This window comes from Rufibacter aurantiacus (genome assembly GCF_017916345.1).
In the GTDB taxonomy this organism is placed as follows: Bacteria; Bacteroidota; Bacteroidia; order Cytophagales; family Hymenobacteraceae; genus Nibribacter; species Nibribacter roseolus.
This window is the reverse complement of the sequence record NZ_JAFMSV010000001.1, coordinates 785929-811299: the sequence shown is the minus strand read 5'-3', so window position 1 is coordinate 811299 and position 25371 is coordinate 785929. Positions and strand designations below refer to the sequence as shown.

Sequence of the window (25371 nt, the reverse complement as noted above, 5' to 3'; positions counted from 1 at the left end):
GAACAATGAAGAGAATACTATATTTCTGCATTCCAGCTTTGCTATTCACTACTTCGTGTGTAGATAGCTTAGATGATTATAATATCAACACGAAAGCCGCCACTCAAGTACCGGGTGCTACTCTGGTAACTAGTGCTGAGCGCAGCTTGTCTAATATCATCACCAGTTCCAGTGTAAATAATAACCCTTTCCGGTTTTATGCACAGTACTGGGCGGCTACTACGTATCCAGATGAGAGCCAGTTTGTGATTGCTACCAGACAAGTGGACAGAAACTTCTGGGATCCTTTTTACCGTGACGTTCTGCGTGATTTAAAAGAGGCCAAGACCATTATCACGGCGAATAATCTTTTAGATGCAAAGATTAAAGCAAACCAGTTAGCTTCTATTGAAGTTCTGGAGGTATATGCCTGGTCTGTATTGGTAAATACCTTTGGAGATGTTCCTTACTCAGAGGCGCTAGACATTGCTAATGTATTGCCTAAGTACGATGATGATGCTGCCATCTATGCTGATTTAACTGTTCGTCTGGACAAAGCGATTGGTATGTTTGACGCTACAGCTACTGGTCTAGGTACCGCTGATTTGATCTACAATGGCAATGTTCCTAACTGGATTAAGTTTGCCAACTCTCTGAAATTGAGATTGGGCATGACATTAGCAGATGTGGACCCTGCCAAAGCTAAAGCAATGGTAGAGGCTGCAGCCCCTAACGTAATTAAATCTAACACAGAAAGTGCAGATATCACTTACCTGGCTACTACCCCTAACACTAACCCTGTTTGGACAGATCTAGTACAAAGTGGTAGAGCTGACTTCGTGGGAGCAAACACGATCATTGATAGAATGAACGCGTTGAATGACCCAAGAAGAAATGAGTACTTCAAACCATTGGAGAATGGTACCTTTAAAGGAGGTACTTACGGTGCGCCAAACTCTTACTCTGCGAACTCTGCCCCTGGTACTATCCTTGAGAGCCCTACTAACCCAGGTATGCTGTTGTCATACTCAGAAGTTGAGTTCTTGCTGGCCGAAGCAGTTGAAAGAGGATTTGCTGTAGGCGGAACCGCAATGGGCCACTACAATGCTGGTATCACTGCCTCTATCACTGAGTGGGGTGGAACTGAAGCCGAAGCAACTGCTTACATTCTGCAACCAAGCGTTAACTACTTAACTGCTCCTGGAGATTACAAGCAGAAAATTGGTACCCAAAAATGGCTAGCCCTTTACAACAACCCAGTTGAAGGTTGGAAAGAGTGGAGAAGATTAGATGCTCCAAACCTGGTGAAACCAGCTTTGGGTATCAGTGAGATTCCACTTCGGTTAACTTACCCAACTACAGAGTTTAACAGTAATGGTGATAACGCCGAAGCTGCTTCAGCTGCCATTGGTGGTAATACCGTTACCTCAAAAGTTTTCTGGGATAAATTCTAAGAAATATTTCAGGTCTAAAGCCTGATTAGTCAAAAGCCCTGGTAGGTATCTGCCAGGGCTTTTTTATTTCCTTCTTTTCTGTATTCATTCCATAACTCTATGTTCAATGTTTTCCATAGGCCATAAATGAATTGAGGCATACATCAGCGGATGCCATTTTGACCCTATGGATATATTATTAAGTTGGAAATAATGAGCTGCAATAACAAATCCTGGTCAGCGCTGCTGAATTTCCAATAAGGTCAAATGCCCATCATCATATCAAATTCTTTCCAAGCAATGGCTGTAAAAACAAAGAGAGTTTGCTCCTGCGGGAGCAAACTCTCTTTGTTTTTATTATCACGTAAATAGCTCCGGAGCATCGCCTAAGAAGCTCTTACATTCTTGTAAGAACTTCTTAAGAATGTACGTCAAATTGTAGTCGCAGAAGGTTGGCGTAAATCCCATCTGGGTTGTTGGCCAGTACTTCATGTGAGCCTTCTTCCACAATCTGTCCTTTGTCAATCACCAGGATCTTGTCTACTTTTCTGATGGTGGCTAGGCGGTGGGCGATGATGATGGTGGTCCGGTTTTTCATCAATTCATCCATAGCCTCTTGAACCAGCATCTCTGACTCAGAATCAAGGGAACTAGTGGCCTCATCCAGGATAAGAATGGCCGGGTCTTTAAGGATGGCGCGGGCAATGGCGATGCGCTGGCGCTGCCCTCCGGAGAGTTTGATGCCACGCTCACCTACCACCGTGTTGAACGCCTCGGGGAAAGACTGGATGAACTGCAGGGCATTAGCTTTCTGAGCAGCTATCAGCACCTCTTCATCGGTAGCATCCGGACGGCCGTAGGCAATGTTCTCTCTGATGGTACCGCCAAAGAGCAATACTTCCTGCGGTACAATGCCAATGTTACCGCGCAGGTCATGGAGGTGCAGGTTATTGATGTTCTGGCCGTCAATAGAGATGGTACCCTGCTCTACTTTGTAGAACTTCATGAGTAACTGCGCAATGGTAGATTTACCGGCGCCGCTGGAGCCCACCAAGGCAATTTTCTCCCCGGCTTTTATGTCAAAGTCAATGTTCTGCAGAACGGGTAGGTCCGGGCGGGTAGGGTAGGAGAAGCCCACATGGTTATAACGTACATTCCCGTTCAATCTCACTGGCGTGGCTGCCGGAAGACCCAAATCAGGTTGCTCTACCGGTTGGTCCAGAATCTCCAGAATACGGTCAGAAGCACCAATAGACACCTGGATCTTGGCGTATAAATCACCCAGACCGGCCACCGAAGCCCCGATGAATGTGGTGTAAAGGATAAAGGAAGTCAGTTCGCCAAAGGTTAGCTCGCCACGTTGCACCAGGGTAGCGCCGTACCAGATCACCAGAATAATACCCCCAAAGAGCCCGATGATAATAAAGGAGATGAAAGCGCCCCGGTAGAAGGAGGTGGTAATGGCCGTTTTCACTGATCGTCCCAAAGCCTGCTTGTAGCGGTTGATCTCAAATAGCTCATTGGTGAAGGCTTTCACCACCTGAATGGCCTGCAGCGTTTCCTCCACAATCACATTGGTGATAGCCAGTTCATCCTGCGTTTTGCGCGATAGCTTTTTAAGCCGTTTCCCGAAAACCATGGCCAAAATGACCAGCACCGGAAAAGTGGCCAGCATGAAAAGCGAAAGTTTCACGGAAATGAACATGATAAACCCGATGCCCACCACCAGGGTAGTCACCTGGCGGAACAGCTCGGCAAGGGTTATGGAAAAACCGTCCTGTATGTAACTCACGTCTGAGGTGATGCGGCTGGTGATCTCACCCACACGGCGCTGCTCAAAAAAGGTGAGTGGCAGGCCCATGAACTGGGTGTACAGGCTCTTGCGGATATCGGCGATGGCGTTTTCACTTACCTGGGCAAAAAAATAGACCCGGAAGAAAGAGAAGATTCCCTGCAAGGCAATCACCCCGAAAAGCAACAGCGCGATAAGGTCAATGTCCTGGGAGAAAGCGGTGGGCTTACCCACGGCCGCATCCAACAGCATACCCGTCACGGCCGGGAAAGCCATGAACGTAAGGCTGGAGAAAAGCAGAAAAACCAGGCCCGTGTAGAACTTGGCTTTGTAGGGAAGTAGAAATCTAAATATCTGAAGGCCGCGCCGCAGACTCTCTTTGTTTAGTCTGGGTTTGCCTTCTGTCTCAAGTTCGGAAGCCGCTCCCGGCCCGAATCCTCGTTTTGCCATGTACTATTTAATAGTTAAATTTAAATTGTGCCGCCAGGAAGCAGCACCAGAATAGCTTTCTGAGACTATCAAATCCGTTTTACGCCGGTTTTGAAGAAAGTAGGGCTAAAACAGGAACAAATCTGCTTAATCTTGGAAAGCAACCTGCAAAGGTAGCCAATACTCCTGACTTCCGCAGCTTAATAAAATGGGGTTAAAGGGCTTTCTAAGCAGTTTTACGGGCAGATACCAACCATAGGCCCAAAAACATGAGCAGGCCGTTCAAAAGCAGCACCTCAAAGCCAAATTGGTAGCCCCAGAACCACTCCTGCGAGTTCGCGCTGATTACATAAGTGAGCACTGGCGACAGCACGCCAATCACCGGCACGAACCTGTCTTGCACCGTACGTTTGGTCAGCAGCCCGAAACTGTACATGCCCAGCAAGGGTCCGTAGGTGTAGCCCACCAACGTGAAAAGCGTAGCGATGATGCTTTCATCGTTGTACAGCCTGAATAGCAGAATAACCACCATCAGCAATCCAGAGAAACCTAGGTGCACCCAGTTTTTGTAGCGAATGCGCTGAGCCTCCGGCCGATGCTGAAAATGAAGGAAATCCACGCAGAAAGCGGTGGTAAGCGAGGTAAGCGCCGAGTCGGCCGAGGCGTAGGTAATGGCCGTGATACCCAGGATGAACGCCAACCCAGCCACGGCCGGGAAATGGCGCAGAGCCAGCTCGGGGAAGACATCGTCTCCTTTGCTGGGCAGCAGGATTCCTTTCTGGGTAGCGTAGAAGTAGAGCAGGGCACCCAGGATCAGGAACAAGAGGTTCACCACCAGTAAAATCACCGTGAACCAGAACATGTTCTTCTGGGCTTCGGGCAGGTTGCGGCAGCTCAGGTTCTTCTGCATCATGTCCTGGTCCAGGCCCGTCATGGCAATGGTGATGAAGGCCCCGGCCACTAACTGCTTCAGGAGGAAATTAGGCGCTTTGGCGTCCCAAACCCATACTTGGGCATATTTGCTCTGTACTATGGCCCTGGCCATTCCTGTAAAGGAAAGATTCAGTTCTTCAGAAACAACCCAGATGCAGATGCCCAGGCACAGGAGCATGGCCAGGGTCTGAAGGGTATCGGTCCAGATAATGGTTTTCATGCCACCCCTAAACGTGTACACCCAGATGAAAGCGATGGTAATGCCCACTGTGCCCGCAAACGGAACGCCCAGCGGCCCAAACACCGCCAACTGCAGCACGCCCGCCACCAGGTACAGCCGCAAAGCCGCGCTCATGGTACGCGAGAGCAGGAAGAAGGCGCTGCCGGTTTTGTAAGACCAGAATCCCAGCCGTTGCTCCAGGTACGTGTAGATGGAAACCAATTGCAGCCGATAATATAGCGGCAGCAGCACCAGCCCAATCACCAGGTAACCCAGCGCGTAGCCCAGTACCATCTGCAGGTACGTGAACCCCGATTTCTCCACCATACCCGGGATTGACACAAACGTGATGCCCGAGAGCGTAGTCCCGATCATGCCAAACGCCACCACGTACCACGGCGACTCACGGTTGGCTAAAAAGAAAGCGGTCGTTGACTCGCCTTTCTTACTGGTTATAAAGGAAACGGCCAGCAACAAGCAGAAATAAGCGACAATGATGCCGAGGATAAGCAGAGGAGACACTGGGAGAATTAGGAATTAAGAATCGGGAATTAAGAATTACATGAGGCTATCCCGTGGGGAATTGCCTGCGCAAAAGTACACGGAAGAAAGCTGTTTTAGGCCTGCTTTCGGGAAAAGAGCCGCAAAACCAGTTCCGGGACAAACAACAAGCCCCTGCGCTTTGGGCCTGTTTTCTGTAAAACAGGCCCAAAGCGCAGGGGCTCGCAAAAAGATGTTGTTAATAGGCTTGGGTTACATCCACAAACTCAGACCTTTTCCGGGAGATGGAGTAAAGGCCCATAAACGTGAGGAAGCCGTTCAGGATCAACACCTCAAACCCGAACTCGTAGCCCCAGAACCAATTCACGGAGTTCAAGCTGATAATGTAGGTTAAGATAGGCGCCAACACGCAGATTAAAGGCACCAGGCTGTCGCGCACGGGACGGTTGGTGAACACCCCGAAGGAGTAGAGCCCCAGCAACGGTCCGTAAGTGTAGCCCGCCACCTTGAACACCGCCTGCACCACGCTCTCATCGTTCACAATCTTGAAGATCACAATCACCACCGCCATGGTCACCGAGAAGCCAAGGTGCACCCAGTTCTTCAGTTTAATGCGCTGCGCCTCGGGGCGATTCTTGAAGTCCAGGAAGTCCACGCAGAAAGAGGTGGTCAAAGCCGTGAGGGCCGAGTCTGCCGAGGCGTAGGTGATGGCCGTGATGCCCAGGATGAACACAATGCCCATGAAAGCCGAGAAGTAGTTCAGGGCCAGGAACGGGAATACGTTATCGCCTTTCTCAGGCAAGGTAAGGCCTTTTGACTGTGCGTATAGGTACAGTAAGGCGCCCAGGCTCAGGAACAGGATGTTCACGAACAGGATGATCAGGGTGAAGGAGAACATGTTTTTCTGCGCCTCCTTCAGGTTTTTGCAGCTCAGGTTTTTCTGCATCATGTCCTGGTCCAGGCCTACCATAACAATGGAAATGAAGAAGCCAGAGAAGAACTGCTTGAAAAAGTATTTGGAGTCTTTCACGTCCCAGAAAAACACCTGCGAGAACTTGCTCTCGCTGATGGTGTTCACCATACCGTTGAAAGAAAGGTTGAGGTCCTGCGAGATGGTGATGATGGTGATGCCCACGCAGATGAGCATGGCCAGGGTTTGGAAAGTATCGGTCCAGATAATGGTTTTCATCCCGCCCCGGAAGGTATATACCCAGATCAACCCGATGGTGATGATCACGGTCACCTCAAAAGGCACGCCCAGATTGTCAAAAACGGCTAGTTGCAAGACCCCGGTTACCAGGTACAGGCGCAGGGCAGCGCCCAGGGTTCTGGACAGCAGGAAGAACCCGGCGCCCGTTTTATAAGACCAATACCCGAAACGCTGCTCCAGGTACGTGTAGATAGACACCAGATTAAGCCGATAATATAAAGGCATGAGCACCAGCGCCACCACAAAATACCCCAGCATGTTGCCCAGAATGAGCTGCAAATAAGAAAACTGAGCCTTTTCCACCATGCCCGGTACCGAGATAAAAGTCACCCCGGAAAGCGAGGTCCCGATCATCCCGAAAGCCACCACGTACCACGGCGACTGGCGGTTGGCCAGGAAGAAGCTATCGGTGGATTCTCCTTTTTTACTTGTGAGAAAAGAGATGAGGATAAGGATACAGAAATAAGCGGCAATGATACCCAGGATAAGCGTTGACGACATGTGCGGGGAAGTAGGGTTTTGTGCGTTTTAGTTTTTGGTGCAAAGGCAAATATAACCAAAAAAGAATAGGGCGTAATTGAAAGAATGAGGGCAAAACCGGAGCCGAAGGACAAAAAGAAGCCTTCCCCACTTATAGAGGGAAGGCTTTTGATGCAATATCTTAAAAACGGCTGGTTTTCTTAGAAGCCCCAGGGAGAGTTGAACCCGCCCGGATATCCGCCGCCGTAACCGTAGCCATAACCTGCATTGCCGCCGTTGCTGTAACGCACCCCACCCGAAACGGTGAAGTTAGGCGCTACCTGGTACTGGGCCTGAAAATGAAAGCCCTGGTTAGGCAGTCGGCCGTAAGTCAAAGGATTGCTGTTGTTCCAGCGGTTGGCCGCTGATGGGTTCAGGTCTTTCCAGACACTGCCACTGAGCAAAAGCCGGTCGGTCATGGCGTACGTACCGCCCACGTGTAACAAGTACTGGCGGCTGGGAGCGGAAGTCATCAACGTAGAAGTGCCCTCGCCGGTAGTGGTTCTGAAAGTAGGCCCTCCCCAGGTCTGTAGCATGGTCAGGCTGCTGAACACGTGGAACTTGGGCGATACCTGGTACTGCAACCGGGGCTCTACATAAGACACCGATCCGAAGTTACTGAACGCCGCGCCCGCATTTAGGCCATAGCTCACCCGGGGAACAAACGGAGCCGAGGCTTTGATTGAGTCCAGGGAAGAGGTGCGGGTGGTCACATCCTGCGCCTGAGCCGGAAGCACGCCTGCCACCCAGACCAGCAAGGCAATGAAGGTATGTATGAGTTTGTTTGACATCTTGGATTTTGAATAAGCGCTGCCAGAAAGCCTGCATGACTTGGTGGGTCGCTACCCTGCTAAGATAAAGGTATTTAAGCCTCTAACGCAAGAACTCCCCTCAATAGTTTACCCTTTTCCGTTTCAAGCCTGATTTCTGAAAAGCGGGGCTGAAACAGGGGTGTTTCTTTCCTACTTTATTGTCATCTTGAAAGGATCTTGTTAGCAAACGAGAAAGACGTTTACCCAAGCGACATTGCTGTTCGCCTACAAGATCCTTCCAGGATGACACATAGGATAGGGGCAGGATAACAGCAGTAGGATGGCAGAGAAAAGAGTTGCTCTTCAAATTGCCCTTCAAAGAGAGTTACCCCTATAAAGCGTAAACCTCCTTTTCAACTTTTAAAAGGAGGTTTACGCTTTGAACTACTTGCTTTTCTTAGCCAACCAAGCTTCTCTTCGGGCTTTGGCGGCTTTGGAGACAGTTTGGTTTACTTTTTCCAGCGGTACCAGGGCCAATCCAGGATCTTGCGCCAACGTAAGCGGCACCGTTTTCTTCGTGCCTTGCTGAATTACCTCCAGTTGCACCTGATCACCGGGTTGGAATTTGGTCAGGAGGCTGTCAAGGGTTTTCTCCGAGGTCAGTTTCTGGCCATTCATGGTTAAAAGGACATCGTCGCGGTCCAGGCCTACTTTGTAGAGCGGGCTGTTGGAGAAGGTGCCCTGGGCAATGGTGGCCTGGTCGTTCTGGAACTTAAGTCCTTCCCAGCCCAGCACTGCATTTTTGGAAGCCTGCAAAGCAAATCCCATTTCGCGGGCCAGGGCTTCGTAAGGGATGGTCTCCTTGCCGGAAATGTGCCGTTTAAAGAAATCCTGCGCGAAAGCCGGGTCTTTGGTCAGATCACCCAAGGCGCGTTCCAGGTCAGGCAGGGTGTAAGGTTTCTCGGGTTTGCCGTGGCGCTGCCAGAGCAGGCGCATGTAGTCGTCCAGAGACAGGTTCTTGAACCTGGTGCGCAGGGTGAAGTCCAGCCCCATGGCGATGGCGTTGCCATAGGTGTAGTAGGAGATGTACGTGTTGGTGCGGTTGGTAGGGTCCACCGAACGGGAAGCATCCACAAAAGGCGCCTGCTGGCTCATCTCCACCGGCGAGAAATACGCCTTGCCCGGGGAAATCATTACCGAGGTAATTGGATAGGCGGCATTCTGGAGGTAATCGGCTTGGGAGGAAACCCCGGCCCGCTCCAGGAGCAAAGTGCCGTAGTAGCTGGTGAAACCCTCGGCGAGCCACAGTTCGCCGCTCATGTTGGCATCCGCGAAATTGAATGGCTCCAGACTTTGGGGTCGGATGCGCTCCACGTTCCAGGCGTGGAAAAACTCATGCGACAGGGTGCTCAGGTTAGGGTTCATGCCAGCCTCCAGCGAACGGGAACTGGTAATTACAGTAGAGTTGCGGTGCTCCATGCCATCGCCCGGGGTGCCGGGCAAATAACAGGCAATGAAGGTGTATTCGCCAAAGTCAAAGGCTGGCAACTCACCGAACACTGCCTGTGCCTCGGCCACGATGCGCTTGGCCCGGTTCGTGTACTCGTCCAGTTGCTCGGGGGTGCCGTTGTGGTGCAGGCCTATCTTTATTTTCTGGGTGCGGTCTTTCTCTTGCACGGTCCACTCGCGCCACTGCAGGTTGGCCAGTTCGGTGGGGCTGTCCATGAAATACTGAAAATCTGGGGCCGAGAAGGTAAGTGGGGCGGCTTCACGCTTGAGCTGGGTGGCGGCGGTCCAGTTCTGGCCAGCCGGTGGGGTGAACGTTACCTGAATGGGCGCTTTCTCCAGGCCGTTGGCGTACATGAAAGTGGCCGGGGCGTTCAGGTGGGCGTGGGTGGTATTTACCCCTGCGTAAGTGCCATCTGGGTGGTCAGCGAAGAGGGTGTATTTCACCGTTACGGTGCCATCGTGGCCCGATACGTTCCACTGGTGCAGGTTGGGGCGATTCACTTGCAAAGTCCGGCCCTGTCCGTCGGTGACTTGCACATTGTACACATTTTTGGCAAATTCATGCAAGGCATAGCGCCCCGGCGATGAGCGAGCCATTCTCACTTCCAGCACCGGCGCGGTCACGCCTTTGAAGGTTGCAATGATGGTGGCTTCGCGGTGAACCGCGTTCTCAAAGGATACCTGGTAGTTGACGCTCTGTTGCGCCATTGCGGGAGTAGCAAACGCCAGGGCCGCGGCGGCCAAGGCAGTGAAGAGTGTTTTCTTCATGGAGGAGGATGTTTCAACCCCCAAGATACACATCAATCCTAGAATCTTACACTCGGCGCCTATTTAGTTGTCCTGGGCAGGGGAGCCTGGCTTCTGGTAAACCTGGACGCAGATGAAGGTTTGGAAGAAGAAGGCCTGCTGCCGGGGTTTATAGCCCAGTTTTGCGAAAAGCGCCTCAAACGGCGGCAAGCCTTTTGCCGGGATGTGACTGACTGCCCTGAAGAACCGGTACATGGCCCACAGCATGGGTTTCTGCCAGAGTCTTTGGGTAGGAGAGGAGCTTAACCGGAAATCAGTATGGAGCCAGAGACCAGTAGGGAGAAGGGCCTGGTCCAGCCGCTGCATCATGGCGAGGGCTGTCTCGGGAGGGAAAAGGTCCAGCACGAAAGGCGTGAGCACTACGTGGAATCTTTCCTCGGGCCGAAGGTCAGCCTCGGTGCCCAGCCGGAATTCCACCTTGTCCTGAATTAATGTCTGGGTGAATCTTCTTTGGGCCTGCTGTAGCATTATGGCGGAGGACTCCAGGAACAATACATGATTTGGTTGGCTTTGGCGCAGGAGTTCGGGTAGAATCCAGCCACTGCCGCCGCCCAGAACCAGCACCCGCGCCTTTTCCGGAATCAAAGAAAGAAAATGTGCCTGCGCCTGCTTTTGTGCTTTGCCATAGACCAGCTGCGCCAGGACGTCATACACCGGCGCGATAAAGTTGAAGTCTGGAGTTAGGCTTGGCTGCATCTGAAGAAACAAGCTGAGCTGTTTTAGAGCCGCTTTCCCAAAAGTAGCCCAAAAACAAATACCCGTCGGTCAGGGAAATCAGAAAAGGGCGGAGAATAGGCTAAGCATTTTCTTTCCTTTTGTAGCGGTACCTGGCTGCATTTAAGCGTTTATAAGGACGGATGTGGGGTTTTAAACTCCAACCCTGGCCAACAAAGTTGACCTGTCTTACAGCCGTGGCAATTCAATCCTGTTTCAGGCTCAGTTATCTGAAAAAGCTATGAAAACAGCTTTGACAAAAATGGGTTTTGATAGGGCGGTATGAGCCCGAGGATACCTTACACGGCATGCTGATAGTGCCGGTCAACGGTATCGCTGAGTTTGTTGAAGATAAAGTCCTGGGCCTGGTCGCGCATCTTTTGGGCATCGCCTTTGAAAACCTGGCGGTACTCCTCCACTTTTTCTTTGAAAAGGATGGAGATGAACGTAGTCCCGATGGGTTTTTCGGCGGTCTCGGAGCCGCCCTGCCCGAAGAGCCCGGTCACGGCCACGCAGACATCAGCCTTCAGGAGTTTGTAGAGACCCTGCACCATCTCGTTGGTGACCTGCTGGCTCTCGGCGGTGTAGAGCTTGAGAGTTTCGTTTTTCACGCCCAGAACCTTGTTTTTGGCCTCAGCGCTGTAGGCAACCATGCTGCCCAGAAAGACATCGGTGGTGCCGGTGGCCTCACTTAGCGCCGCAGCCAGGCTGCCGCCGGTACAGCTTTCGGCAAAAGCCAGGGAGAGGTCCTTGTCTTTCAATTTCATCATGAGCTGGGTCAGTTCTTCTGGTTTCATACGGTTTCCTGTTTGGCCTATGAGGCATGATACTGTTTTTAGGGGCGCAGGTTGCCCAAACAGCCTAGCCAAACATGGACTTGGCCGGTTACGTATTTTAAGAATCTTGCCGTTTTGGGCCTTGTTTTCTGAAAACAGCCTTTAAATGGCCGTCGCCTTGACTTGAGACTATGAAAAAAAGATTTCGGAAATTTGTGGCCAGTACCGCGTTGTTCACCGTGGAGTTGGTAGTGATCTGGACGGTGTTTATTCTGTGTTTGGTGGTGTTTTTCTGGCTGGCCAAAGAAGTGCTGCCGGGTCAGGAACTTAAGTTTGACAGTAAGGCCTTCGCCTGGGCCGATGAACGGGCCAACCCCAGCCTGACCGAGTTTATCAAGGGCATCACGTTTCTGGCTTCGCGCAATTTCATCTCGGGAGCCGGGCTTATGCTCATCGGGTATTTCCTTTTTGTGAAGAAACACAAATGGTACTCTGTGAAAGTGCCGGTGATTGCGGTGGGCAGTATTTCCCTGAACCTGCTACTCAAGTACCTGTTCAACCGCCCAAGGCCGCTGGTGCCGCACCTGGTGGAGTCTTACGGACTCAGTTTCCCCAGCGGGCACGCCATGATCAGCGCCTCCTTCTACGGCCTGCTCATTTACCTGGTCTACAAAAGCGTTGAGGAGCCTGCCTGGCGCTTTCTGCTGATCACGTTGCTCTCGTTGCTGATCTTGTTTATCGGGTTTAGCCGGGTGTACCTGCATGTGCACTACGCCACCGATGTGCTGGCCGGGTTGGCCGCGGGCCTGGGTTGGGTTATTCTGGCCATTTTTCTGCTGAACCGAATGGAGAAATTCTCCAAGCGGAACCTTAACCCGGTGGTGAAAGGCGAGGGGCAGGTGGTGTCCTGAAAAAATAAGTGCCTGAGCGCGTGGGCGAAATATAAAACAGGAAAAATTTTGCGCAAAAAAGTAGGCACAGCTATTGCGGATAAAGAAAAAGTAGGTAGTTTTGTGCTCCCTAAAGCAATTAAGGGACATTGATGCGCAGGTGGCGAAATTGGTAGACGCACTGTCTTCAGGCGGCAGCGCCTTCGGGTGTGGGAGTTCGAATCTCCCCCTGCGCACAAAAGAAAAGCCTTGTAACTGAAAAGTTGCAAGGCTTTTTTGTTTTGAGGTGGATGTAAAAGTATGAGCATCTTTGTGGCTCAATGCTTCTCACCAATCCTATCAACCTTGAATTTCTTATGAAGGAATTTAAAAGGTTCTGCTGATTGACGATGACGAAATCACCACGTTTCTGGATTAACGCCTAATAAACAAATGGTATAGCCTCTCACTAGCAAAGCACTGGATAGCATTTTGGACACTGTAAGCAGTTGAATCACTATCTATCTTGTTTCTACCTTCCTTCAATATTGGTGAAAGTCTTACCACCTAAAACATCTTAAAATTTCAACGAGCATCAAGGCCGATTCAACGGGGAAATAGAAGGGTTTAACGTGCTTTTATGCTTTTTTGTATTTTTTAAAATAATTTTATGAAAAAGTACAGTAATGCTTATACTCCAAAATTGGTTAATTACTATTAACTACGAACCGGCTGAGGATATTATGTTGGCTAAGCTGCCCAGTGTAGAGGAGTTTGGTGCAAATGAACTGAAGCATGCCCTGGAGATAGTTTCTGACAATGTTCTTAACTACGTTGTGAAAAATCTGATTCTGGATTCAACGAATGTTTCAGTGGAGAAGATGGAGGATAGGGATTATAGGGCGACTATAAATGACTTTCTTTTTAAACTAACCTTGACTCGTCTTGAAAGGTTTGCCAGGCTTAACAGTTCTATTCTAAACCTGGAAACCCGAGCTATATCAGCGGTAAACGAGATTTTTCAAAAAGTAGGCTCAACTATAAGTTTCAGGGTTTTCGCGGATTTGGAATCTGCAGTAGCATGGTTGAAGGCGCCGGCACAATAGACTAGTGCCTGACTAATGGCTTTCATGCGGACAGTAACATCAAAAAGCCCCATATTCTTAATTCAAAAATCTACTGCCCCCCCTTTTTAAATGTTAAGATAGCCGCCAAATCAAACGCCATGCCTACGGTGAAAGCCGCAGCAAAAGCCGCCCGGGTATTCCTGACTTTCTTATTGCGTTCACTGGCTTGTTGTTGGTAGACCTGCATGGCCTGGTTGTATTCATTAGTTAGCTGTTGATAGGCCGCAGGGTTGCTTTTGGCTGCTTCTGCCAGGGCATAGCTGTATTCCAGTGTGGGATCATATGGTTTCTTGTATAAGCCCGGTGCCATCATGTAGTAACCCGCGCTGACAATAATCAAGGCCAAGCCTACTAACAAAAAGCGGTCTGCTCTTTTGGTGTAAACGTACGGGTAGGTTTCCTCTGCTGAAGAAGGCAAAGACAGGTTGATGGCAGCCCCTGCTTTAGGTCTTGTGGCAAGCGCCAAAGTGGTTTGGGCCATACCCCCAAATGAAACGGTGAGGGCTAATAAAACAAGTATAATTTTTCTCATAGTCCTTTGTTTCTTCTAAGATAGCAATCCTTTGTTAAGAACTCTCTTTCAAAGCCTTGTGAATTTCTTCCTATAGCTTAGCCCCTGGTCTGGTAAATTTATGTAGCCACCTAAGGATGGTTGCCCAGGAAGACCTAAACACGCTTTAGCCTGTGCGTCTTTTTCTGGATAGGGCAACCCTCACTGTATTTGTAAATTGTTCAGGCTTATTCCATCCAAGTAGGCGGTGAAATCTGGCTCCTCGGTGAGCGCATTGATCTGCTCATTGCGGCCGCTGAGGCTGGAGAAATAGACCTCGGCAAAGAAGTTTCTGGTCCAGTATAGCTGAATCTCATAGTTGCCCTCGGTACGGCTGGCCAGGTGACGACCGTGCGTCAACAGATAGTCGGCGCGGCCGGCGAAATCAAGGTAGAGAAAGCCTAAGAGGTACAACATACCCCATATACGCAGCAGGCGCGGGTCCCGGATTTTAGGCGGGCCCGGCTAGGAAGAAGACTGATGGTGTATCTATCTGGGGGCTCTCTTGCGTACAAGCGGGGAAAAGATTGACTTGCCTATGCAGGAGGAAGTGGAACAGAAAGGAAAGAAAGCGGGGACGTTTCTGGCGGTGGTAACGCTGCAGATGGTGGTGGCATGGCTGGTGTTTGTGGGCTGCGCACTGTTGTTTTTCTGGATGGCCACTGTAGTGTTCATTGAGCAGGAGAAGGCCCTTGATCAGGCGGCTTTTGCCTTCGCCGGTGATCTCAAAGATCCCGAGACCACAGATGCCATGTACTTTATCACGTTTTTCGGGTCCAAGAATTTCCTCATCTTCGGGTCTCTGGGATTGGCGTTGCTTTTCCTGGTCTTTAAGAAATGGCGGTTCTATTCGCTCAAGATCATTGCCATCTCGGCCACCACTACGCTGTTCAACCAGAGCATGAAAATCTTCTTTGACCGGCCCAGGCCTTCCAGCGCCCTTTTCCATGTGAGCGGCAACAGTTTTCCCAGCGGGCACGCCATGATCGGCGGCGCGTTCTGGGGTTTGCTCGTGTACCTGGTCTGGACCAATGTGCGGCAGGTCTGGCTCAAGTGGGTTCTCAGCATCTTGTTGTCCATCTGGATTCTGCTCATCGGCTTTAGCCGGGTGTACTTCAACGTGCATTATGCCTCTGATGTGCTGGCGGGCTGGGCGGCGGGCATTTTCTGGCTCATCATCGCCATATTCCTGCTTAACAAACTGCAGCGTAGATTTGGCCGGCGGGTAGACAAAGAGATGCAGCAGAGGTAAGAGAAATACTCTGTTTGAGCTCGTTTTCTAAAAACTAGCCTCTAAACCCGGTAGCAAAGCGCTGATGCTGGTGTATTTTGTCAATAAAATTGACAAATTTACGCCAGCAAACGACATCCCATACGTACAGACCCGTCTGTTAAACCAGCATTATATGATTATTACGCCAAGAGTACGTGGCTTTATCTGCCTTACCGCCCATCCTAAAGGATGCGAGCAGAATGTAGTGAACCAGATCAACTATGTGAAATCCAAGGGTTCTGTGGAAGGCCCTAAAAAAGTATTGGTGATTGGCGCCTCCACCGGTTTCGGGCTGGCGTCCAGAATCACCAGCGCCTTCGGGGCCAACGCGGCTACGATTGGAGTGTATTTTGAGAAGCCTTCGGCCGAGGGGAAACCAGGCTCACCGGGCTGGTACAACACCGCCGCTTTTGAGAAACACGCCCACGAAGCCGGTCTGTACGCCAAAAGCATCAACGGCGACGCCTTCTCTGACGAGATCAAAGAGAAAACGCTGGACCTTATCAAATCCGATCTGGGTCAGGTAGACCTGGTGATCTATAGCCTGGCCTCTCCGCGCCGGGTGCACCCCAAAACCGGCGTTACCCACAACTCCGTGCTGAAGCCTATCGGGCAGACGTTCTCCAATAAAACCGTTGATTTCCATACCGGCAACGTGTCTGAGGTGAGCATCACGCCAGCCTCTGAGGAAGATATTGAAAACACCGTGGCCGTTATGGGCGGCGAGGACTGGGCCATGTGGATTGATGCCCTGAAAGCTGCTGATTTGCTGGCACCGGGTGCCACCACCGTGGCGTACTCGTACATCGGGCCGGCTTTGACCGAGGCCGTGTACCGTAAAGGCACCATCGGGCGGGCGAAAGACCACTTGGAGGCCACCGCCTTCACCATCTCCGATTCCCTCAAGGACCTGAACGGGAAAGCCTATGTGTCTGTGAATAAAGCCTTGGTGACTCAGGCCAGCTCAGCCATCCCGGTGATTCCGCTGTACATTTCTTTGCTTTACAAAGTGATGAAAGCCAAAGGCATCCACGAGGGTACCATTGAGCAGATCCAGCGCCTGTTCCAGGAAAGACTTTTCACCGGGGCAGACGTGCCGGTAGATGAGAAAGGCCGCATCCGGATTGATGACTGGGAAATGCGCGATGACGTGCAGGCCGAAGTTGCCGCCCTCTGGGAGCAAGCCACTACCGAGACACTCCCCCAAATTGGCGACCTCCAAGGCTACCGCACCGATTTCTTCAACCTGTTCGGATTTGAAGTGGAAGGCGTGGAGTACGGCACTGATGTAAATGAGGTAGTGGAAGTGCCAGGCCTGGTATAAACTGAATAAGAAGATCAAAAAGTAAAAGCGTAAGAAGCTTTACTTATCTTTTCCAGAAAGGACCTTGTAAATGAATTGGAGCACCTCAATTATGGAGGCTTCTGGTTCGTTTTCAAGGTCCTTTCAGTTTTTCAGGCTTAAAACGGAATGGCTAGTCGGTGCATAGACCTTCTTCCTTGGTCTGTCCCCTGACAGACTGAAGAATGTACCTTATATCAGAAGGATGATTTGGCCTGTCAGGGGACAGGTAAGTTAGTTTCATTCTTTCCTTCTCCATCTTACACGTTGATTCTCCCTGGATTGCACGCATTCCGTCCCCCTTTGAAGGGGGTAGGGGGATGACAAGGCCGTTTGGAGAACCGACAACTTACACTGTAGAGCAAATTGGGTTTTAAGGCTGTTTTTAGAAAATCGGGTTGGAATCAAGAGGGAGAGTGACTGGGAGGTGGCTGGGAAGAAGGCTCTTTGAAAGTAGATCTGCAGCCGTCAACCCACCCCTACCCCTCCGAGGAGGGGATTTGCAAACCCGTTTAAAGATCTTATCTATTCTGAATTTTTCTTCTCTAAGCTTTTACGTTACCCGATATTCCCCTCCTCGGAGGGGGTAGGGGTGGGTTGACGGCTGCCGATTTTCCACTCACTCATTCAATCAACCATTCACTCACTCACTCACTCACTCAGCACTTGATCTCTATCCGCAGGGCTTTGAGGCCGCTGACGCCTTGCAGGTCTTCCACCTCCAGTTGTTCCACGTTCTCGGTTAAAACGCCTTTGTTCTGCAGGTACTCAATGTACTCCAGGTACTCGTTGGCTTCGCGGGCCTGGGAGTAGACGATGGCTACTTTGCCGGGTTGGGTGAGGCGTTCCTCAGTGTCGCGCACCAGGGCCTTGTCAATGCGTTTCTTCACTATCTCGTAGCGGATGTTGTAGGCGCCGTCCACGTCAAACTTGCGCTCGTCTTGCCTGAACCTGATGGCCAGCGGCTGGCTGTGGATGAGGATCAGTTGGGTAGTTTCCAGGGGCACTTTCAGCTTTGGTTTGAGGGCCTGCGTACGGCGGGCCACCTCGCAGATTACCATCAGTTGCCAGAGCCGCAGGTTGCGCAGGAACATGATGTCAAAAGGTAGATTCTCCACCAGTGACTGGCCCACGTAGATGTTGAACTCCACGCCATCGGTGACGAAGCGCTCAAAGTAATGCGGGTACATCTGCTGGGCATTTAGCTCTTCCTGCTCCACGTACTCAGAAATGGTCTCGTTGATAAGCGTGAGGCTTTCCTCAAAGGCTTTCCGGCGTTTGTACAGGATACCCAAGTTGGGGTCCATGGCCTCACGGTAGAGGTTAATGGTTTCCATCAGCTCTGGATGGGTGACTTCCAGGAACTGGAACATGGGCTCTACCTGGGTGCGCAGGGTCTCAAAGATGGTGATGCCGTCCTGCACCAGCACGCCCGTTTTAAGCTGGCGAAGGTGCTTGGAGACGGAGAACCGCAGTTCGTCCAGAATGGGCAGCGAATGCACCTCCACGGCTTTCCTCAGCACCGCCTCGGCCAGTTCCAGGTGTTCTACCAGGTCGCCCAGGATGGCGGTGTTCCGCTCGGTGCTGGAACTGCGCACATCGGCCACGGCGTAGAGCGGGTACACATCGGGGAAAATGATGGCCTCCATCTCGGGGTTGGGCGCAATGGGCGAGGCGTTGATCTTGTCCAGCAGGTTCATGGCTGCTTCCCGGAAACGCCATTCCAGCACCGGGTGTATGGCGGTGAACTTCTCTCGGATCACGGACTGCACGCGGGCCTCAATCTCTTCTGAGTTGCGGTTCACGGCCACTGAAAACAGGGGCAGAAACTGCTCCACCTTGGCAATGGAGAAATTGTCCAGGTCACCAGGGTTGGGCGAACCCAGTTCCAGAATACCAATGGGGTCATTGCCGTAGCGCAGCAGGGCCAGCACAATATTCTTGATGCCCATGGTCAGCATCTCCTCGCGCACGCCTTCTGGCAGCTGCACGGTATTTTCCACGTTCTTGATCACCAGCGGCTCTCCCTCTCGTACCAATTCGTCATAAATGGCCTTGAAACCGGCGTAGCTGGAGCTGGTGATTTCACTCTGCAGCAGAAAGCTGTGGTTGATCTTGTTTCCGAAGTTGACGAACGCGCTCTTGTTTTTATGGAAAGCCGCCACACCCAATTGCAGGTGCGGTCGTTTGAACAGCACCCTTATTTTTTCCTGCAGTTGCTCAAACCGGTCAGGAGCCAGCATCACGTCGCGCTCCAGCAAATCGTTCTTGAGCGATGACAGTACTTCCTGGTCGGTGACGTCCAGCAGGTTCATGATGTAGAAACCGCTGATCTCAAAGTTCTGGGGCGGCAACAGCTCCATCCAGATGTCCATGTCGCGGATGTTGTCCAGCATGGTCTGGATATCTTCCTCACTGAGCTCGGGCAGGGTCTGAGTTACCGTAATGTCCAGGAACTGGGTGTTCAAAACCACGTTGTAATGGCGGTAGAGCCCCAGTTGGTAGTCTGGCACGGTATAGATCAGGAACTCCTCATGCGGCACTTGCACCTGGTAGAATTTCTCCAGAATAAGCAGGTACACCATGCGTACGCGGTTAAAGAGCATGCGGTGCTCGTCTATGTTGAGCGGACGCTTGAGGTGGTTATGGTCGTTGAGGATGATCTGCTTGAAAGGCCGGGTGTAGTAGAAGCTGGCATCATAGCGGGGACTTACCGCGCCACTGGCCTCAGACTCATGGGTGGCCGGCGGGAAAATGGCTGTCATGAGCAGGTCAATGAGGCAATGGTGCTCATCGTTCAGCGTGGTGACATCGGTGATGGGGTCTAACAGCTCCGGTACCTCCTGCAGTTGGCGGCTTATCTCCTGGGCGCTTAGCGTGAAACTGCTCTTGCAGTCATCCTGAAACTGTTTCCAATAAGTAATAATAGGCTTTAGGCTTAAACTGGCCTTGAACGGAAAAGTAGAGACACTTATCTGATAATCGTTGGATTGCATACAGGGCTTTTAACGCAAAAACAGGAGGGCAGATACATAAAAAGCCTTTCTATTAAACAGCCTGGCTTTTCAAGGGAAAACAGACACTAAATTGGGAGAGCGGGGCCCTGTCTACCGGCTTAAACTAAACCTGAAGGCAACGATAACCCAAGCCCGGAAGGGTTTTGGGTCTGGAATCCTGAAAATGGACCTGAAACCGGAAAACGTGCCCAGAACAGCTGAGACCTAAAAAGAAAAACCGATGCTTGGGCACCGGCTTTCCATAATTTGGTGATAAGAGGAAGGTTATTTAAAAGTGTCGTTGGTGTTCACCACGCGCACGCTGGTCACGTTCAGTTTGAAGTTGGCGATCTGCGCGTCTTCGTCTTTCACGGCTTGCGGCAGGCCTTCTTTCACCACGTTGGAGTAACTCATAGGCGAAGGCGTGTTGTTTTTCAGGGCATCCGCTAAAGGCTGGGCTTCGCTGTCATCCGTCACGATGGTTACAAACACGTTATCGGCGGTCCAGTACTTCTTGATGGCGCGGTTCACATCGTCCACGGTGAGTTTGGCCAGCAGGGCATCCATCTCCTCAATGTAGTCTTTGCGACCGTAGAAGTGCGAGTCCAGCAAAAAGCCCAAGCGTTTCTCAGGCGTCTGGATGTAGAGCTTGTTGTAGGAGCGCAGGAACTGGCGGGTGAGCTCAAAGTTCTCTTTGCTGATGCCTTCCCTCACCATCTTGTCTACCTCGCGTAAGGCCAGCCGCAGCGCGAAATGCGCGTGCCCTACGTTGATGTTGCTGAGCTCCTTGTACTGGTCTTTAAGCCCCTCGGCGGTCTGCACCGGTCTGATCCAGAGGGCGTGGTAGTTGGCGGTGCGCGGCACCCCGGCTACCGGCAGCATGTTGCCGCCCCCGTTCTCGTACCACTCAATGTAAGAGTAATCGCCGTAGTTCATGGAGCGGGTGCTCCGGATTTTGTCATACAGCTGCCCATAGCTTTTTCGGTGCTCACCCAGGTAAGAGTTAGCTATCATCAAAGCCGCGAAATCATCTGAGGAACGGGTGATGGTTAGCGGCGAACCGGTGAAAATGGCCGAGCCCAGCGCGCTGGGTTTACTGATGATCTCCACCTCCACGCCGTTTGGTTTACGGGGCTGGGCCACCTGCGGCAAGGAGGCCGGCGTGGCGGAAAGGCCTTTGAGGTCATTCTTCAACTGGCGCAAGAATTCCGGCGAGTAGCTGCCGGCAATGCCAATGGTCACGTTGCCCTGCGTGAAGAAATTCCGGTAGTGGTTTTTCACATCTTCCAGGGTAATAGCCTTTACACCGGCGCTGGTGCCCTGCGCGGTATGCTGGTAATTGGTGCCCCGGAACATGAGGTCTTCCAGCGCTTTCTTGCTGTAGTCCTCGTCAGAAGACGTCCTGATGACCTGGTCCACGTAGTTCTGCTGGTTAGACTTCACACGGTTGAAATCGGCGGCCTCAAAGCGGGGCGTGAGCACCAGCCCTTTCAGGATAGGGTAGAACTGCGCGAGGAAGTCTTTGTGCACGGCGAAGGTGAACACGGTGGCTTCTTTGTCTACGGTGGCACCGTAACGGGCCGCCATAGGGTAGATTTTCTCCTGGATCTGCGTGTTGGTAAGTTCCTGCGTCCCGCCCGACATGATGGTGTTGGCGGTAGCGTAGGTGAGGCCTTGTTTCCCGGCCGGGTCGGTCACGGAGCCGTTCCGGAACATCAGCTTCATAATCACTTTGTCAGACTCGGGCAGAGCCAGTTCCACCACCTCAATGGGTTTGATGAACTCCAGCTTTTTCTCCGTGGGTGCGGCTTGCGCCGAGGTGTCTGATGCGGAGGTCTGCGGTTGTTTCTGGCAAGCCGATAGCGAAAGTGCCAGCGGCAGTATATAGGTGAGTATCTTTTTCATTATTTCACGCCTCCTTGGTCGTTAGGGGAAATGGTGGCAATGGTGAGGCCGGTGTTTACAAAGTATTTCTTGGCCACGGCCATGATGTCCTGCGGGGTTACCTGGTCATACAGCGCGTAGATGCGGTTGATGGACTCTGGGTCGCCGTTAAGCCAGATAAAGCGCGCCAGCGAATTGGCGATGGCGTCTGGGCTGTCCATGCCCATGGCAAAACTGTAGCGGTTGTTTGATTTGGTATCAGCGAGTTTCTGGGCGTCTACCGGTTTGGTTTTCATCTCTTCAATAGCTTTCACGATCTCGTCCTTCACGTACTGCAAATCCTCGGCCTTCACCACCGACGCTGATACACTGATGAGGTTAGGGTCACGGGAGAAGCTGGGGCCACCGCCCACAAAGCGCACCTTCTGCTCCTGCAGCACTAGTTTCTTGTACAGCTCAGAAGTAGGCGCGAACAGGATGCTGGTCATCAAATCCAGGGCCGGCAACTCCTTGCTTTTGTCTGAGAAAGCCGGGCCTTTGTAGCCCAGCATGAGGTACGGCGGGAAACCGGCCTGTTTCACGTGAGCAAAACGGGTCTCTTTCTGCGGGGCCTCGGTCTCAATCTTAGGCTGGTAATTGCCACGTTTCCAGTTCCCGAAGTATTTCTGCGCCAGCCGGTTCACTTCTTCCTGCTTCACGTCGCCTACCACCACAATAGTGGCATATTCCGGGCGATAGAACCGGTTGAAGAACACCTTGGAGTACTCGTACTGGTTGGGCATGTCTACCACGTCTTTGAAGAAGCCCATGGTGGTGTGCGAGTAGGTGTGTTTCTTGAAGGCAGTGCTGTACACCAGCTCATTGAGCTGCGAGTACGGGCTGGCCGAGTTCTTGGTGTACTCACCTTTCACGGCGCCGGCCTCGGTCTTGAAGTCATGCACCGAGTATTTGAGATTCTGGAAACGGTCGCCCTCCATCTCAAACATCTTCTCCAGCATATCGGCGTTGCCGGTCATGTGGTAGACGGTGCGGTCTGTAGAGGTGTTGGCGTTCGCCGAGGCCCCGATGGATTTCAGGACGGCCTCGTACTCCTTGGTGTTGTATTTCTCGGTGCCCCGGAACATCATGTGTTCAAAGAAGTGCGCGAACCCGGTCTTGCCCGGCTCCACTTCCTCGCGCGAGCCCGCCCGCACCACAATGTAAAAGGCCGCCAGTCCCGGGCTGTTGAACGGCACTGTGACCACGTTCAGTCCGTTGGCCAGCTTCTTCTGCTGGATAGGGTACGGCAGAATCTTGTCTCCGCTTTGGCCCTGCGCCCACACCCCGGAAACGAGCGTGCAGCAAAGCACCAAAAGAGAGAACAGCTTTGTTTTGTTCATATAAAGAATAAGGTTAATTAATGGTATGGCAACTAACGGCCAAAGAAAGTGCCAATTTACAAAAGGAACACCGTTTTAGGCCAGTTTCCTATAAATCGGCCTGAAAACGGGATTTTGCTTTGGCCCTGAAAAATTGAAATCTAGCCAATGGTGATGGGGAGATTTGAAGAATAGACTTAGCAGAAGGAAACAACTGAGACGGCCCAGGTACTTGTGGGCCTAAAACTATTTCGGGGCTGATTTCCATAAATCAGCCCCGAAATGGCATGAAGGTAATTCTTGTTTTAAACGAAGTCGAAAACTACTCCTGGTAAAGGATGAGCATAGACACCGGCGGAACGGCTATTTTATCTTTCACCTTGCGGCCGCCCTGCGGCTGGATGGTTTCTCCCTCGGCGGCTACGGTCCATTCCCCGTTCAGGCGGATGTCGGCGGCGGTTTCGCGGCCATTGTAGTACACCAGAATGTTCTTCCAGGAATCGCCGTGCGCGTGGTCTTTAAGTTGGTAGCCCACCAGGCCGGGGAAAGTGGTTTTGAACTCCAGGTGCTTGTTCACCATCTGGGCAGAAGGCATCCAGAAGGCCGGGTGGGCTTTACGCAGGGCAATGAGGTTCTTGTAGTAAGTGAAGACATCCTGATGGGCGGTTTTCCAGTTCCAGTTGATTTGGTTCACGGCATCGGGGAGGTTGTAGCTGTTGTGCTCGCCGTTCTTGGTGCGCATCAGTTCCACGCCCGCGTGCAGAAAAGCCGTTCCCTGGCTTGTGAGCACGATGGCGTTGGAGAGCAGGTGCATTCTTTTGAGCTGGTCCGCGGAGGCTTTCTCGTTGGAGGCTTTCAGCTTGTCAAAGAGCGTCAGGTTATCGTGGCAGGACACGTAGGAAACCGCCTGCCAGGGCTCACGGGCCCAAGGCGCTTTGGAGTAGTTCACTTTCTTGACCTCCACCTGCGGATGCGCGATGCTGCCCACCACGCCAAACTTGATGGATTCCTCGGTGTTAGGTGCGCCGCTCACAAAGCCTTTAGATTTTTCATCGAAGACCGATCCTTTGATGGCATCCCGGATGTCATCTGAGAAGGCGGCGGTGTGCTGCAGGAGGTGCGTATTGGCTTTGAGGGCCTTGGCATTGTCGGGCAGGGGGCTTTGGCCGGCGGTCCAGCCCTCACCGTAGATGATGATGTTGGGGTTGATCTTTTTCAGCTCGGCGGTGAGTTGGTTCATGGTCTCCAGGTCATGGATGGCCATGAGATCGAACCGGAAACCGTCCAGGTGGTATTCCCGGACCCAGTATTTACAGGACTCTATGATGAATTTTCGCACCATGGCGCGCTCACTGGCGGTTTCGTTCCCGCAGGCCGAGGCGTCTGAATATTTCCCCTCGGGGGTCTGGCGGTAATAGTAATCTGGGAACTCCAGGTTGAAGTTAGAGCCTTTGGTGAGGCCCGTGTGGTTGTAGACCACGTCCAGCACCACGCCCAGCCCGCGGTCATGGAAACCCTTCACCATCTGCTTGAATTCCTTGATGCGGACCTCGGCGTGGAAAGGATCTGAGGAATAAGAGCCCTCGGGCACGTTGTAGTTCTGCGGATCATAGCCCCAGTTGAACTGCGGTTTGTTTAAGGCAGATTCGTCAATGGAGCGGTGGTCAAAGGAGGGCAACAGGTGAATGTGCGTCACGCCCAGGTCCTTCATGTGGTCAATGCCGGTAGCCTGTCCTGCTTTGTTTTTGGTGCCAGGCTCTACCAGGCCAAGGAACTTACCCACATTCTTGCTGCCCGAGGAAGGGTGCGTGGTGATGTCGCGCACGTGGGCTTCCCATAGAACCACTTCATTAGGCGTTTTTACGGAAGGTCCTTTGTCCTGCGCCCAACCGGCGGGGTTAGTGGAAGCCAAATCAAGCACCATGGCCCGCTGCCCGTTCACACCCACTGCTGTGGCATAGATGCCGGGCGTTTCGTCCAACCAGTGGCCGCCGGTTTTTACGTGGAAGGTATAGTACACGCCCTTCAGGTCTCGCTTCACGGTGAGTGACCACAAGCCTTTCTCACCTTTCACCATAGACAATTTTTCCCGCGCCGAGCCGCCGTTGCCCTGGTCAAAGAGTTTTACCACCACTTCTTCCGCCACCGGAGACCAAAGCTTGAAGGTAGTAGCCTTCGGGGAATACGTCGTCCAGAGGTCCGCCTCTACAGGGGTAGGGTACTGGTCAAACTTATGGGACTGTGCCCAAACGCCGGAAGAACTCATCAGGTACAGGAAGATTAGGAGTGCTGAAAAAGACTTACGTCGTTTCATTGATTTAGGTGAAAAGCGGTGGAATTTGAGGTAAAATTAACAAAGCGGCCTTAAATCACCCCACCTGTAGCGTGAATTAAGGCC

At 51.9% G+C, this 25371-nt stretch carries 18 protein-coding genes and 1 tRNA gene; 6 read left to right on the top strand and 13 right to left on the bottom strand.

Going from position 1 to position 25371, the window contains the following annotated elements; all coding sequences use genetic code 11:
- Positions 1–5: 5 nt before the first annotated feature.
- Positions 6–1433, top strand: a complete 1428-nt coding sequence (locus J3P34_RS03270) for a SusD/RagB family nutrient-binding outer membrane lipoprotein (RefSeq protein ID WP_210466368.1) — start codon at positions 6–8, stop codon at positions 1431–1433.
- Between the two features lie 397 nt (positions 1434–1830).
- Here the strand turns inward: J3P34_RS03270 and J3P34_RS03265 are convergent, their stop codons facing one another.
- From J3P34_RS03265 to J3P34_RS03235, 7 genes are all read right to left on the bottom strand, one after another.
- Entirely contained in the window at positions 1831–3654 is a 1824-nt protein-coding gene (locus tag J3P34_RS03265) for an ABC transporter ATP-binding protein (protein ID WP_210486404.1), read from the bottom strand.
- A gap of 205 nt (positions 3655–3859) precedes the next feature.
- Positions 3860–5308, bottom strand: coding sequence for a sodium:solute symporter (locus J3P34_RS03260; RefSeq protein WP_210486403.1), 1449 nt, complete (start codon positions 5306–5308; stop codon positions 3860–3862).
- Between the two features lie 217 nt (positions 5309–5525).
- A complete protein-coding gene (locus J3P34_RS03255) occupies positions 5526–6998 on the bottom strand; it encodes a sodium:solute symporter (protein ID WP_210466365.1) in 1473 nt (490 codons plus the stop codon).
- Positions 6999–7177: 179 nt separating this feature from the next.
- Positions 7178–7807, bottom strand: a complete 630-nt coding sequence (locus J3P34_RS03250) for a hypothetical protein (RefSeq protein WP_210486402.1) — start codon at positions 7805–7807, stop codon at positions 7178–7180.
- A 405-nt stretch (positions 7808–8212) separates the two neighbouring features.
- The gene (locus J3P34_RS03245; protein WP_210486401.1) at positions 8213–10045 is read right to left on the bottom strand and encodes a M61 family metallopeptidase; all 1833 of its coding nucleotides are present in this window, start codon (positions 10043–10045) and stop codon (positions 8213–8215) included.
- Positions 10046–10108: 63 nt separating this feature from the next.
- Positions 10109–10780, bottom strand: coding sequence for a class I SAM-dependent methyltransferase (locus tag J3P34_RS03240; protein ID WP_210486400.1), 672 nt, complete (start codon positions 10778–10780; stop codon positions 10109–10111).
- A 317-nt stretch (positions 10781–11097) separates the two neighbouring features.
- Positions 11098–11595 (bottom strand): CinA family protein, encoded by a 498-nt coding sequence (locus tag J3P34_RS03235; RefSeq protein ID WP_210486399.1) that lies wholly within the window; start codon positions 11593–11595, stop codon positions 11098–11100.
- 170 nt (positions 11596–11765) lie between these two features.
- Here J3P34_RS03235 and J3P34_RS03230 point away from each other — a divergent pair, with 170 nt between their 5' ends.
- From J3P34_RS03230 to J3P34_RS03220, 3 genes are all read left to right on the top strand, one after another.
- A complete protein-coding gene (locus J3P34_RS03230; protein ID WP_210466360.1) occupies positions 11766–12485 on the top strand; it encodes a phosphatase PAP2 family protein in 720 nt (239 codons plus the stop codon).
- A gap of 133 nt (positions 12486–12618) precedes the next feature.
- Positions 12619–12700 (top strand) — tRNA-Leu (locus tag J3P34_RS03225).
- Between the two features lie 429 nt (positions 12701–13129).
- On the top strand, positions 13130–13549 hold the full coding sequence (locus J3P34_RS03220) for a hypothetical protein (protein WP_210466359.1): 420 nt from the start codon (positions 13130–13132) through the stop codon (positions 13547–13549).
- A gap of 70 nt (positions 13550–13619) precedes the next feature.
- Here J3P34_RS03220 and J3P34_RS03215 read toward each other — a convergent pair whose 3' ends face one another.
- Together J3P34_RS03215 and J3P34_RS03210 are read right to left on the bottom strand one after the other, a co-directional pair.
- The gene (locus J3P34_RS03215) at positions 13620–14102 is read right to left on the bottom strand and encodes a hypothetical protein (RefSeq protein WP_210486398.1); all 483 of its coding nucleotides are present in this window, start codon (positions 14100–14102) and stop codon (positions 13620–13622) included.
- Between the two features lie 180 nt (positions 14103–14282).
- The gene (locus tag J3P34_RS03210) at positions 14283–14537 is read right to left on the bottom strand and encodes a hypothetical protein (protein ID WP_210486397.1); all 255 of its coding nucleotides are present in this window, start codon (positions 14535–14537) and stop codon (positions 14283–14285) included.
- 121 nt (positions 14538–14658) lie between these two features.
- Here J3P34_RS03210 and J3P34_RS03205 point away from each other — a divergent pair, with 121 nt between their 5' ends.
- A complete protein-coding gene (locus J3P34_RS03205) occupies positions 14659–15372 on the top strand; it encodes a phosphatase PAP2 family protein (protein WP_210486396.1) in 714 nt (237 codons plus the stop codon).
- Positions 15373–15526: 154 nt separating this feature from the next.
- Entirely contained in the window at positions 15527–16717 is a 1191-nt protein-coding gene (fabV, locus tag J3P34_RS03200) for an enoyl-ACP reductase FabV (protein WP_210486395.1), read from the top strand.
- Between the two features lie 677 nt (positions 16718–17394).
- On the opposite strand, the gene J3P34_RS03195 is transcribed toward fabV, so the two are convergent.
- The 4 genes from J3P34_RS03195 to pulA all read right to left on the bottom strand — a co-directional run bounded on the left by J3P34_RS03195 (position 17395) and on the right by pulA (position 25287).
- Positions 17395–19731 carry a GAF domain-containing protein gene (locus tag J3P34_RS03195; protein WP_210486394.1) on the bottom strand — a complete coding sequence of 779 codons (2337 nt, stop codon included), beginning with the start codon at positions 19729–19731 and terminating at the stop codon, positions 17395–17397.
- A gap of 285 nt (positions 19732–20016) precedes the next feature.
- Positions 20017–21636 (bottom strand): M16 family metallopeptidase, encoded by a 1620-nt coding sequence (locus J3P34_RS03190; RefSeq protein ID WP_210486393.1) that lies wholly within the window; start codon positions 21634–21636, stop codon positions 20017–20019.
- A complete protein-coding gene (locus J3P34_RS03185; RefSeq protein WP_210486392.1) occupies positions 21636–22994 on the bottom strand; it encodes a M16 family metallopeptidase in 1359 nt (452 codons plus the stop codon). The genes J3P34_RS03190 and J3P34_RS03185 overlap by 1 nt, the downstream gene beginning before the upstream one ends.
- 301 nt (positions 22995–23295) lie before the next feature.
- Entirely contained in the window at positions 23296–25287 is a 1992-nt protein-coding gene (pulA, locus tag J3P34_RS03180; RefSeq protein ID WP_210486391.1) for a type I pullulanase, read from the bottom strand.
- Positions 25288–25371: the final 84 nt, after the last annotated feature.